General features: G+C 73.9%; 8 protein-coding genes. 3 read left to right on the forward strand and 5 right to left on the reverse strand.

Going from position 1 to position 12,136, the window contains the following annotated elements; translation table 11 throughout:
• The first annotated feature begins 45 nt into the window (after nucleotides 1–45).
• Both ACWG52_RS07895 and ACWG52_RS07900 read left to right on the forward strand, forming a co-directional pair.
• Complete coding sequence (locus ACWG52_RS07895; RefSeq protein WP_390136922.1) at nucleotides 46–1,041, forward strand: GlxA family transcriptional regulator; 996 nt, start codon at nucleotides 46–48, stop codon at nucleotides 1,039–1,041.
• Entirely contained in the window at nucleotides 1,038–3,848 is a 2,811-nt protein-coding gene (locus ACWG52_RS07900) for a SpoIIE family protein phosphatase (RefSeq protein ID WP_390167730.1), read from the forward strand. The genes ACWG52_RS07895 and ACWG52_RS07900 overlap by 4 nt, the downstream gene beginning before the upstream one ends.
• 34 nt (nucleotides 3,849–3,882) lie before the next feature.
• Here the strand turns inward: ACWG52_RS07900 and ACWG52_RS07905 are convergent, their stop codons facing one another.
• From ACWG52_RS07905 to ACWG52_RS07920, 4 genes are all read right to left on the reverse strand, one after another.
• Nucleotides 3,883–5,949, reverse strand: coding sequence for a SpoIIE family protein phosphatase (locus ACWG52_RS07905; protein WP_389818020.1), 2,067 nt, complete (start codon nucleotides 5,947–5,949; stop codon nucleotides 3,883–3,885).
• Nucleotides 5,950–6,088: 139 nt separating this feature from the next.
• Nucleotides 6,089–7,195 carry a molybdopterin-dependent oxidoreductase gene (locus ACWG52_RS07910; RefSeq protein WP_389818018.1) on the reverse strand — a complete coding sequence of 369 codons (1,107 nt, stop codon included), beginning with the start codon at nucleotides 7,193–7,195 and terminating at the stop codon, nucleotides 6,089–6,091.
• 322 nt (nucleotides 7,196–7,517) lie between these two features.
• Nucleotides 7,518–8,771 (reverse strand): amino acid aminotransferase, encoded by a 1,254-nt coding sequence (locus ACWG52_RS07915; protein WP_453128288.1) that lies wholly within the window; start codon nucleotides 8,769–8,771, stop codon nucleotides 7,518–7,520.
• On the reverse strand, nucleotides 8,764–9,741 hold the full coding sequence (locus ACWG52_RS07920) for a DMT family transporter (RefSeq protein WP_390136928.1): 978 nt from the start codon (nucleotides 9,739–9,741) through the stop codon (nucleotides 8,764–8,766). Before ACWG52_RS07920 ends, ACWG52_RS07915 begins: the two co-directional genes overlap by 8 nt.
• A 135-nt stretch (nucleotides 9,742–9,876) precedes the next feature.
• Between ACWG52_RS07920 and ACWG52_RS07925 the strand changes: the two genes are divergently transcribed.
• Nucleotides 9,877–10,362, forward strand: coding sequence for an Lrp/AsnC family transcriptional regulator (locus ACWG52_RS07925; protein WP_389818009.1), 486 nt, complete (start codon nucleotides 9,877–9,879; stop codon nucleotides 10,360–10,362).
• Between the two features lie 89 nt (nucleotides 10,363–10,451).
• Here the strand turns inward: ACWG52_RS07925 and ACWG52_RS07930 are convergent, their stop codons facing one another.
• A complete protein-coding gene (locus tag ACWG52_RS07930; protein ID WP_389818006.1) occupies nucleotides 10,452–12,134 on the reverse strand; it encodes a sigma-70 family RNA polymerase sigma factor in 1,683 nt (560 codons plus the stop codon).
• Nucleotides 12,135–12,136 lie beyond the last annotated feature (2 nt).

Below are 12,136 nucleotides of genomic sequence, written 5' to 3' on the forward strand. Positions count from 1 at the left end.
GATCCTGCCGGCCTGGCAGTCCTGACCTCCTGGCAGACTGGCTCGATGCGCCGTGTCGCGATCCTCGTCCAGCCGGGCATCCGCAGCTTCGACCTCGCCGTCATCACCGAGGTCTGGGGCCCCGACCGCAGCCGTGTCGGGGTGCCGGGCTTCGAGCTGCGCCGGTGCGCCCTGGAGCCCGGGCCGATCCCACTGCCCGGCGGGCTGACCCTGGCCCCCGACCGGGGGCTGGACTGGTTGGCCACCGCGGACCTGGTCGTCGTACCGGCCTTGGCCGAGCCGGCCGATCCGACGCCCGGGCCGGTCCTCGCGGCCCTGCGTGAGGCGCACGGCCGGGGCGTGCCGGTCGCCGCCCTGTGCGCGGGGGCGTTCATCCTCGCGGAGGCCGGTCTGCTGGAGGGGCGGCGGGCGGTCACCCACTGGTGGCTGGCCCAGCAGCTCGCCGCCCGCTACCCGGGGATCGTGGTCGAGGACGCCCCTCTTTACGTCGAGGACGGCGGGTTGTGGACCTCCGCCGGGGTGGCCTCCGGGATCGACCTGTGCCTACACCTGGTCCGGGAGGCGCACGGCGCCGAGGCCGCGGCCGCCATCGCCCGTTCCATGGTGACGGGCCCCTTCCGCACCGGGGACCACGCCCAGTACCTGGACCGGCCCGTCCCGGCCGCGGACCGGACGGCCGAGGCGTTGGCCGCCGTACGGGCGCGTGCGCTGCGCTCGTTGCACGAGCCCCTGTCGGTGGCGACCATGGCCGCGTGGGCCGGGATGTCCCCGCGTTCCTTCGCCCGGCACTTCGCCGCCGCCACCGGCACCACCCCGCACCGGTGGCTCCTGGGCCACCGGCTGGACGCGGCCCGCAGGCTGCTGGAACGCACCGACCATCCGGTGCCGGAGGTGGCCCGGCGGGCCGGCTTCGCCAGTGAGGTCACCTTCCGCCAGCACTTCACCGCGTACGTCGGTCTCGGCCCTCGCGCGTACCGTGCGGCCGCCTGCGCATCGGCCGCCGCACCAAACCCTCCGGACAGTGTTAGAAAGGGCTCATGACCGGACGTTTTGGTCGCCAGCCGACCGGGTGGGGCTCGCGCCTGTCCGCGCGCCTGTCCCGGTGGGCACACAGCGTCGCCGGTCAGGTCTTCGCACTCCAGGCGATGATCGTGCTCCTGCTGATCGCCGCGGGCGCGTCGGCCCTGGTGTTCCAGGCCCGGTACGACAGCGAGCGCGACGCCCGGCACCGTTCGCTCGCGGCGGCCGAGGCCTTCGCGCACGCTCCCGGTATCGCGGCGGCGCTGTTCTCGGCGGATCCGACGGCCGTGCTCCAGCCGCTGGCCGAGGCGGCTCGCCAGGGCTCGGGCCTCGACTTCATCGCCGTCATGAACACCCAAGGGGTCCGCTACACCGACTCGCGGCCCGAGCTGATCGGCCGACGGGCCACCGGTGACCTCAGCCGCGCCCTCGCCGGGCACGCCTTCACGGAGACCTTCCGGGGCGAGCCGAGCGACGCCGTGCGGGCCGTCGTCCCGATACGGAACGCCGACGGCGTCGTCGTCGGCCTGGTCGGCACGGGCATAGAGGTGGAGAACGTCTCCCAGGTCGTCGAGGGCCAGCTCCCGCTCCTGCTCGGTGCGGCCGCGGGCGCCCTGCTGCTCGGTACCGGTGGCGCCGCCCTGGTCAGCGGTCGGCTGCGGCGCCAGACCCGGGGCCTGGGCGCGGCCGAGATGAGCCGGATCAACGAGCACCACGAGGCCGTCCTGCACGCCGTCCGCGAGGGCGTGGTCATCATCGACGCCGACCAGCGGCTCGTCCTGGCCAACGACGAGGCCCGCCGGCTGCTCGGCCTGCCGCCCGACCCCGAGAACCGGCACGTCACCGATCTCGGTCTGGACCCGCGCACCGCGGAGCTGCTCGCCTCCGGCGAGGTCGTGACGGACCAGGTGCACCTGGCGGGCGACCGGCTGCTCGCCGTCAACGTGCGGCCCACCGCGCAGTACAAGGGCATGTCCACGGGAAGCGTCGTGACCCTGCGCGACTCCACGGAGCTCGCCGCGCTCTCCGGCCGGGCCGAGGTGGCCCGCGGCCGGTTGCAGCTGCTCTACGACGCCGGTGTGCGGATCGGGACCACCCTGGACGTGGTGCGGACCGCCGAGGAGCTGTCGGAGGTCGCCGTCCCCCGGTTCGCGGACTTCGTCACGGTGGAGCTGCTGGAGCCGGTGCTGCACGGGGACGAGCCGTCCCTGGTCACCGGGATCTACACCGAGATGCGCCGGGCCGCGATCACCGGCGTACGTGCCGACTCGCCGCTCCAGCCGGTGGGCGACATCATCCGCTTCGTCGTGCCGACGGCTCCCATGGCGGCGGCCCTGGACGCCGGGCGGGCGGTGCTCGCGGCCGATCTGAACGCGGCCATGGGCTGGCGGGCCCAGGACTCCCAGGGCACCCGGGTGGCGCTCGACTACGGACTGCACTCGCTGATCTCCGTACCGCTGCGGGCCCGGGGCGTGGTCCTGGGGATGGCCAACTTCTGGCGGGCCGCCGACACCCCGGAGCCCTTCGACGAGGAGGACCGTTCCTTCGCGGCCGAGCTGGGGACGCGCGCGGCCGTCTCCATCGACAACGCCCGCCGCTTCACCCGCGAGCACGCGGTGGCCGTGACGCTCCAGCGCAGCCTCCTGCCCCGGGTGCTGCCCGCCCAGAACGCCGTGGACGTCGCTTCCCGCTACCTGCCCGCGAAGGCGGGGGTGGGCGGGGACTGGTTCGACGTGATCCCGCTGCCGGGGGGCCGCGTGGCGCTGGCCGTCGGCGATGTCGTGGGGCACGGGGTGCACGCCGCGGCGACGATGGGCCGGCTGCGGACCGCGGTGCACAATTTCTCCACCCTGGACCTGCCGCCCGACGAGCTGCTCGGGCACCTGGACGAGCTGATCAACCGGATCGACCAGAACGCCACGGGGAGCGGGCTCCCGGACGGGGACGGGACGGACGGCGGCGAGGACGCCTCGGACAGGGCCGCGGAGCCGGCCGGGGTCACCGGTGCCACCTGTCTGTACGCGGTCTACGACCCGGTCTCCGGGCGGTGTCGAATGGCCAGCGCCGGCCATCCCGGGCCGGCCCTGATCCGCCCCGGCGGGGACGTCGAGTTCCCCGAGCTACCGGCCGGGCTGCCTCTGGGCGTCGGCGGCATGCCCTTCGAGGCCGCCGAGTTCACGCTCCCCGAGGGGAGTCGGCTGGTGCTGTTCACCGACGGCCTGGTGGAGGACCGGGACCGCGACTTCGACTCCGGACTGCGGATGCTCGGCGAGGCGCTGTCGCGGCCCGGCCGCAGCCCCGACCAGGCCTGCTCGGACGTGCTCGCCGCGATGTTGTTCCCGGTGCCGAGCGACGACATCGCCCTGCTGATCGCCGACACGCGGCGGCTGGAGGCGGATCGGATCGCCGAGTGGGAGGTACCGGGCGAGCCTTCGGCCGTGTCGCGGGTGCGCAACGCGGGCGCGGCGCAGCTCGCCGCGTGGGGGCTGGACGAGATCTCCTTCACGACCGAGCTGATCCTCAGCGAGCTGATCACCAACGCCATCCGGTACGGGAGCGCGCCGGTGCGGGTGCGGCTGCTGCGCGACCGCGCCCTCGTGTGCGAGGTCTCGGACGGCAGCAGCACCTCACCGCATCTGCGGTACGCGGCGACCACCGACGAGGGTGGGCGCGGGCTGTTCCTCGTCGCCCAGTACGCCGCCCGGTGGGGCACCCGTTACACGGACCGCGGCAAGGTGATCTGGGCCGAGCTGCCGCTGACCGGGGGTTCGGAGCCGCAGCCGGAGGTCCCGCTGGACCTGGACGCGCTGGAGGACCTGGCCTGGTGAGCCGCGGCATCCGGGCCGGTGGTCCGGGGGCGGTTCACACCGGCCGGGTGCGGGCCAGCAGCACGGCGACGTCGTCCTGCTGGGCGCACGGCAGCAGCCGCCGCAGGATCCCGTCGCACAGTTCCTCCAGGGGCTGGTCCACCCGCTGCAAGGCTCCCGCCAGTTGGGCCATGCCCTGGTCGAGGTCCCGGTCCCGGGCTTCGATGAGGCCGTCGGTGTAGAGCACGAGCAGGCTGCCCGGGGGCAGCCGGAGCTCCTCGGTACGGAAGTCCTGGCCGCCCGTGCCCAGCGGGGTGCCGGGCGGGCCGTCGAGGAAGGTGATGTTCCCGTCGGGGGTGACGACGGCGGGCGGCGGGTGGCCGGCCCGGGCGATCACGCAGGCGCCGGTGGCCTCGTCGTGGACGGCGTACACGCAGGTGGCCATCTCGTCCTCGCCCAGTTCGGCGACGACGGCGTCGAGCGAGCGGAGGAGTTCCGCCGGGGGCACGTCGTGGCGGGCGAGGGTGCGTACGGCCGTGCGGAGCTGGCCCATGACGGCGGCGGCGTGGATCCCGTGGCCCATGACGTCCCCGATGACCAGCCCGGTGCGGCCGCCGGGCAGCGGGATGACGTCGTACCAGTCACCGCCGACGTCGTGGTCGCTGGCGGGCAGGTAGCGCCCGGTGAGTTCGAGGCCGGTGACCTCGGGCAGCGCGTGATTGGTGAGGCTGCGTTGGAGGGTCAGGGCGGCCTGGCGCTGGAGGGTGTACATCCGGGCGTTGTCGATGTTGAGGGCGGCTCGGGCGACCAGCTCGTCGACGAGGACGCTGTCCTCCTCGTCGAAGGGTTCCCGTGCGCGTGTGCGGGTCACGGCGACGGCGCCGAGCACCGTGCCGCGGGCGACGAGCGGGACCAGGCGGGCCGAGCCCAGGGTGGCGAGGTAGGTGCGCAGTGCCTCGGCGCGCGGGGAGGTGATCAGTGCCGGGATGTCGGCGAGGTAGAGGTTCATGGGCCGTCCCTCGGAGATCACCTGCTCGTAGGTGGTGCCCATGGGGATCTGGAAGGTCTGGCCGGCGGTGAGTTTCGCGGTGGGGGCGGTCGGGTCGGGGAAGTGGGCGGCCAGGCGGCGCAGGACACCGCGGGTGGAGGCCGTGGGGACGGGGCCCTCGTCGGGGCCCAGTACCGCTTCGAGCAGTTGTACGTCGGCGGAGTCGGCGAGCTGCGGCACCAGCACGTCCACGATCTCCTGGGCGGTCTGGTGGAGGTCCAGGGTGGTGCCGATGCGGGTGCCCGCCTCGGCGAGCAGGGCGAAGCGGTGTCGGGCCCGTTCGGCGTCGGCCTGGGCCTGCTGGCCCTCGGTGATGTCGATGAGCGAGGCGATCACGCCGAGGGCCCGGCCGGAGCCGTCCAGCAGGGGGGCGTAGGAGCAGGACCAGGTGCGGTCGTTCTCCGGGTCGGCGGGGGTGCGTCCGGTGCGGCGGACGTCGACGACGGCGGTGCCCTGGTCGAGGACCTGCCGCATCGTCGACTCCAGGGCTGCGGCGTTGACCCCGGGGACGACCTCGGTGAGTCGTTTGCCGAGGTGTTCGGCGGCGGAGACGCCGTTCATCCGGGCCAGGGCGTCGTTGACGCGGAGGAACCGCAGGTCGGTGCCGAGGGTGGCGAGTCCTATGGGCGACTGGGTGAACAGGCTCTGGAGTGCGGCGAGCGAGTCCCGCATGTGGAGCACTTCGGAGGTCTCCACGGCGATGAGCAGGGCCCCCGTCCGGCCCTGCGGGTCGGCGGCGGGGACGATCCACATCTCCATCGGGACGCGGTGGCCGTCGCGGTGGCGTACGGGCAGGGTGCCGACGACGGTCTCGCCGGACTGGACGCGCCGGGTCAGCTGGTCGGCGAGTTCGCGGTTGGCCTCGGGGACGAGCACGGCGCTGCCGGGGAGGCCGATGATGTCCTCGGGGCGGTGTCCGAGGAGGTCCTGGGCGGCCAGGGACCACTCGACGATGCGCCCGTCGGCGTCCTCCCGCCACAGGGCGATCGGGAGCAGCTCGCTGAGTACGCCCGCGTACCCGACAGCCGCGGCCGGCGGGTCCGGCACCTCGCTCGTCGCCTGGTAAGTGTCCAACGCACCGACCTCACCCCGGGGGGCCTGATTCCTACCGATTCACCCTATCCGAGGCGTGGGCGTGGGGCTCTGTGTCCGCCGATCCCCGCCGGGGCGCGGTCCGGCGGGCGGTGTGCGGTCCCTGGGGCGCGGTCGTCGCTCATACGACCACCACGTCCACGCAGGCCACGGTGTTGCAGCCGTAGCCCCCTGCGTTCCACGGGGCGTGCGGGGGCTGTGTGTCGCCGTGGGCGTCGGTGGCGCGGGAGACCAGCCGGTACGGTCCGGGCCGCTGCGGTGTCCACCGGTACGACCAGCCGCTCCAGCCGTAGGGGCCGGTGGGCGGTTCGAGGTGGGCCGGGTGCCAGCCGCGCTCGCGGTGGCGGTCGTCGTCCTCGTACTCGGCCCGCACCTCGACGCCGCGCAGTGGTGTCCCGCCGCCCGACCAGGCGCGTCCGCGGACGAGGGTCTCGTGGCCGCGGCGCACGGCCGTGTCCGGTTCGGGCTCGGTGACGATCGAGGTGACGCGGACGTCGGTCACCGGGCCCTCGGGGGTGCCGCGGGAGGCCACGTAGCGGTACTGCTCGCTCTGGAAGAGGCCGGTGAAGGGGTGGGCGACGGCCCGGACTCCGACCAGCCACTTCACGTCGGCGACGGCGTAGCGGCCGGGGACCACGAGGCGGACCGGTGCCCCGTGCTCGGGGGTGAGCGGCTCGCCGTTCATGCGGGTGACGAGGAGGGTGTCCGGGTGGAGGGCGGCGGCGAGCGGGAGGCTGCGCTCGAAGGCGGCTCGGCGGCCGTGCACGGGGCCGGAGTCGGCTCCGGTGAAGACGATCTCGACGGCGGTCGGTCCGATGAGGGCGCGTTCGGCGAGGAGGCGGAACGGGACGCCGGCGAAGTGTGCGCAGCCGACGGCCTGTCGGCCCCAGGGCAGGCCGGGCGGGCGGGGCGTCATCAGGCCGCGGCCGTTGCCGGCGCATTCCACGACGACGTCGAGTTCCCGGTGTTCCGTCGCGAGGAGCTCGTCGTAGCCGAGGGTGAAGGGGGCGGCGGCCGCGGGGCCGCCGATGCGTAGCCGCCAGCGGCCGGGTGGGATCCGGGGGATGCCGAAGTGGTCGCGTACGAAGAAGGCACCCACGGGGGTGACCGGCTCGACCAGGGCGGCCGCGGGGGTCTGGGCGTTGTACGGATCGGCGGTGACCGTTTCGGGCGCCCAGAGCGTGGCGCCGGGCCCTGGTGCGGCTCGTGGAACGGGCCATGTGGTCATGGCAGCCCCTTCCGTCGGGCTCGTGCCGAGCGCGACGCGGATTTCTTTACAGACTACGTCCGGACAGGGCCTTGACTAGGTGCGAATTGGGAGGAAACTCATGAATACACCGGAAAACCGGAAAGAGCCGCACCTCCCTCTGGAGACGTCCTCAGGCCCGCGTGACCCTTGTCCAGGCTCTGGCCAGGCCCCCGGCAGCACTTGTCGACCAGGGGAGCCATCGGCGACGGCGGATGGCTCATGGAATCGACGGACTGCCGGGGACTGTCATGTCCCGCGGGGCCCTTGCGTCCCCCGCGCTTTCCCCCGCACGACGACCGCCTCAGGCCTGCAGGGCGGCGGCCGGTCCGGACAGTTGCCGCGGGAGCGTGGGCGGCGTGCGGGGCGTGTCGGTCGTGTCGATGACTCCGGCGATGCCCCGGGCGAGGCAGGGGATCCGGTGGGCCGGGATGCCCGCGATGTTGATGCGCCCCGAGGTCGTGCCGTAGATGGCGTACTGCCTGCGCAGCCGGAGCATCTGCTGCGCGGACAGCGGCAGCATGGAGAACATCCCCTTCTGGCGGGCGAGCGAGCGTGCCTGCTCCGCGCAGCCGAGGGCGCTCAGGTGGGCGACCAGGTCGGCGCGGTTGTCCATGATCCGGCCGCGCATGACCTCCAGCTCGGCGCGCCAGGCGGCCCGCAGCCCCTCGTCCTGGAGGATCGTGGTCACGACGGCCGCGCCGTGCTCGGGCGGCATCGAGTAGAGGGTCCGGGCGGCGTTCTGCAGGGCGGTCTCGGCGTGCCGGACGGCCCGGTCCGAGGCGCCGAGCACGATGGCGCAGCCGACGCGGTCGCTGTAGAGGCCGAAGTTCTTCGAGCAGCTGACCGCGATCAGCATTTCCGGTACCCGCGCGGCCAGCATCCGCGTGGGCAGCATGTCGGCCTCCAGGCCGTCGCCGAGGCCGTGGTAGGCGAGGTCGACGAAGGGCACCCAGCCGCCCCGCGCGGCCGATTCGGCGAGCGCCTCCCAGTCGTCCAGCAGCGGGTCCACGCCCGTGGGGTTGTGACAGCAGCCCTGGAGCAGGACCACGTCGTCCCGCTGCGCGTCCGCCAGCTCCCGCAGCACCCCGGCCGTGTCGAAGCCGCCGTCGGCGTCGCGCCAGCCGTACGTGCGCACGCGCAGCCCGGCGGCCTCCAGGATGGGGCGGTGGTTGACGTAGGCCGGATCGCTGATCCACACGGTGGTGCCCGGCCGGGTCCGGCAGATCAGGTCGGCCAGCAGTCGCAGCGCTCCGGAGCCGGCGACGGTCTGGACGGCCGCGGCCCGGTCGGTGGGGCCGGTCGGGCCCAGGACCAGCTCCAGCAGGGAGCGGTTGAAGGCGGCGTTGCCGGAGAGCCCGCGGTACTCCTTGGAGTCGGAGCGCTCGGCCAGCCGGATCTCGGCCTCGCGTACGGCGGTCATGACGGGGGTGGTGCCCGTCTGGTCCCGGTAGACGCCGAGGACGAGGTTGAGGCGTTCGGGCCGCTCGTCGCCGCCGAACTCGTAGGTCAGGTCCCACAGCGGGTCGGTGGGCGGCGTGGGGAGGAGCTCAAGCATCTGCGGGAACCTCGGGTCGGGGGCGGCGGTTCGCGAGAACGACGCCGGCGGTGATCAGGGGGACGCCGACGAGGACGGCGAGGGTCGGCGTCTCGCCGAGCAGCGGGACGGCGAGCAGGACGACGGCGACGGGGCTGAGGCTGCCGACGACGGCGCTGCGCTCGGCTCCCAGGCGGCGGATGGCGAAGGCGTACAGCAGGCCCGCGCACAGGCCGACGCCCAGCCCCTGCACGACGAGGAACAGGGCGATGTCGCTGCCCGCGGCGTGTGCGATGCCGGTGGGGAGCACCCCGGTCAGTACGAGGGCGCCGATCACCGCGAAGGAGGGCAGGCACAGCAGTCCGATCGACCCGATGGGGTCGAGGTCGACCTCGCGCAGCCCGACGGTGTAGAGGGCCCACAGGCCGCTGGCCACCAGGAGCGTGCCGGCGCCGGCGAGTACGTCGGTGTCGACGGGGACGACGTAGCGCCAGACGAGGGCGGCCACACCGACCGCGATCAGGGCGAGTCCGGCGGCCTGGGTGCCCCGGGGGGCGCCGTGGCCCCGGCGGATCATGATCGCGGAGACGAACAGCGGGACCATGCCGGGCACGATGGAGCCGACGAAGGCTGCGGAGGTCAGGGCGCCGCCGTGCATCGCGGCCAGGAAGAACGGCACCCCCGCACCGCAGACGATTTTCACCGCGGGACCCGGACGCACCGCGGCGATGGCGCGCCGGCGCCGCCACAGGGCGGGGAGGAGGACGACGAGGGGGACGCCGAAGCGCAGCAGAGCGGCGTCGGCGGGCAGCAACGAGGAGCCGCTCAGGGCCCGGGCGCTGAGCGCGAAGGCCGCCCAGATCGACACGGTGACGAGCAGGGCCAGCATGCCCTCGGCCTGTGGGGAGAGCCCGCGCCGGCCGGGGTGTCCGGCCCGCGGGCCCGCCGCATCGGGAGGCAGGGTCGCCCGGGTGGTGTTCGTCGCGACCAAGGAAGTGCTCCAGCCTCTGAGACCCGGACCGATCCGGTCCGTGCCTGGGCAACGCTAGAGCGTGGGGCGGGGCAGCCGATTGCCAGTTCTGTCGCTCGGACATACGTTTGGGGCAGATTCTGCCAAGGAGTGACCATGGACGCAGTCGATCTGCAGATCATCAGGGAGTTGCAGGCCGACGGGCGCCTGTCCAACCAGGACCTCGCCGACCGCGTGCGACTGTCCCCGTCGCCCTGCCTGCGCCGGGTCCGGCGGCTGGAGGAGGCGGGCCTGATCCGCGGCTACACGGCCATGGTCGACCAGGTCGCCTTCGGCCTCCCGGTGACCGTCTTCGTCCGGATCCGGCTGGAACGCCACACGGCGGAGGCGGTGCGGCTGTTCGAGGAGCACGTCGCGGTCATCGAGCACATCCAGGACTGCTACCTGATGGCGGGCAGCAGCGACTATCTGCTCCGGGTCGTCATCGAGGACCTGGAGGCCTACGAATCCCTGGTGCGCCACCGGATCCACGCGATCCCCGGGATCGCGTCGATCGAGTCGAGCTTCGCGTTCGGCAGTGTCAAGCAGTCCCGGACGTACCCGCGACCGACCCCTGGCGGGTCCCGGCGCTCGCCGCGCTGACCGCCGGGTCCCGCGGGCGGGCGGCCCGGCGGTCCGGACGGGCCGGCGGTCCGGGCGGTGTTCTGCGCCCGGTCCCCCGCCCGCGCCCGTCAGGTCCTGCGGGAGCTCACGTCCGGTATCCGGTCGTCGAGGAGGACGCCGTCGAACCGGATCGAGTGGGCGGGCGAGTTGCCGTGGTCGCGGTTCGTGGTGATGTGCGGGCTGTGCGGTCGGCCGGGGTCTCCCGCGCACGGGTCGGACAGCCCCATGACCATGACCCCGTCCTGGTCGAAGAAGCTTCCGAAGGTCCCGTTCCTGGAGTGGAGCCACCACAGTTGGCGACGGTCGCGTGCGTCGCAGTCCTGCTGGACGACCGGCGCTCCCTCCTCCTTCGTGCCGGAACCCCGCAGGCAGAGCCCGGTCGCCGTGTTGCGCAGCTGGAGCCGGCCGCGGTCCCCCTTGTACGGCATGAGTACGTCCCACTGCTGCGCGGCGCTGCCGTCGCAGCCCGCCTCGCGCGGCTGGACGCCGGACGCCGTCGACGCGTCGGGGATCTCGATGCAGCGGCCCGTGGCCGCGATCCGCAGGGTCGTCCGGTCGAGCGGGGCCGGTACCCGGGCCACGACGGGCGGCTCGGTCGGTGCCGCCGTGGTGGGGGTGGCCTTGGCGGTGGCCATGGCGGTCGCGACGGCGTTGGCCACGGCGGTGGGGGTCGGCGCCTTCGTGGGGCGGGGACCCTCCGTCCGCGCGGGCACCGGGGCGGCCGCCGGCGCCATGGTGGAGGGGGCGGCCGCGCGGGGCACGGCGGGCTCGGACCGCGCCGGCGGAGGGCCGGAAGCGAGGACGGCGACGACCACACCGGCGACGGCCGCCGCCCCGGCCCCCCAGTGGAGTCCGTGGGCCGGCAGCGAACCGGTGACCGTCGGGTCCGGCACGGCCGGAACGAGGGGCTGCGCGCTCCCGGCGACGGCGGTCGCGGCCGCACCGCCGGACAGGAGCCGTTCCGCGCCCCACAACAGGATCCCCACCGGGAGGACGGCACCGATCCGCTCGTTCAGGTCGGTGAGTTCCCGCACCGCCCGACGGCACGTCGAGCAGGAGTCGAGGTGGGCCGCGAGGAACCGCTTGACCTGGGCATCGGGCTTGCGCACGGAAGCGGCGAGGAGCGAGCCGTAGCGCCGGCACTCCTCGTCCCCGCCCGTGAGTCGCAGGTGCGCGGCGAGGTACGCCTCGCGCAGCCCCTCCCGGGCCCTGGCGTTGAGCGAGGAGACGCCGCTGCGGCTCAGCCCGAGGAGGCGGGCGACCGTGCTCGCCGGCTGCCGCTCGACCTCCGAGTACCAGAGCACCGCCTGCCAGCGCTCCGGCAACGAACGGAACCCGCGCGACACCAACTGGCGGTCCTCGTGGCGGAGCATGCGGTCCTCGGAGCTCTCGGCGTCGACGAGGCCCAGATGCTTCTCGCACCAGCGCTCGAAGTCCTCGGAGAGCTCGGTGCGCCGCTCCGACGCCGCCCACTGCGCCGCCGTACGCCGCACGACGGTCAACAGGTACGGACGCCAGGCGGATTCGGGGCCGTTGCCGTCCCGGACGGCTTCCAGGGTCCGGGCGAAGGCCTCGGAGGTGAGGTCCTCCGCGGTGTGCGCGCTGCGGCAGCAGCTACGCGCGTAGTGGAACACGCTCCGCCAGTGCCGTTCGTAGAGGATCCTGACGGCTTCCTGGTCCGCCCCCTCGCGTATCGACGCCGTCAGTTCGTGGTCGGGCGCGGAGACAAGGCTGGAGCGTCCACTGAGCATGA

The organism is Streptomyces sp. CLCI03, from assembly GCF_053615355.1.

Coding starts and splice junctions, on each gene's coding strand:
- ACWG52_RS07895 (WP_390136922.1), top strand. CDS start 46: ATGCGCCGTGTCGCGATCCTCGTCCAGCCGGGCATCCGCAGCTTCGAC.
- ACWG52_RS07910 (WP_389818018.1), bottom strand. CDS start 7,195: ATGACCACATGGCCCGTTCCACGAGCCGCACCAGGGCCCGGCGCCACG.
- ACWG52_RS07930 (WP_389818006.1), bottom strand. CDS start 12,134: ATGCTCAGTGGACGCTCCAGCCTTGTCTCCGCGCCCGACCACGAACTG.
- ACWG52_RS07915 (WP_453128288.1), bottom strand. CDS start 8,771: ATGCTTGAGCTCCTCCCCACGCCGCCCACCGACCCGCTGTGGGACCTG.
- ACWG52_RS07925 (WP_389818009.1), top strand. CDS start 9,877: ATGGACGCAGTCGATCTGCAGATCATCAGGGAGTTGCAGGCCGACGGG.
- ACWG52_RS07900 (WP_390167730.1), top strand. CDS start 1,038: ATGACCGGACGTTTTGGTCGCCAGCCGACCGGGTGGGGCTCGCGCCTG.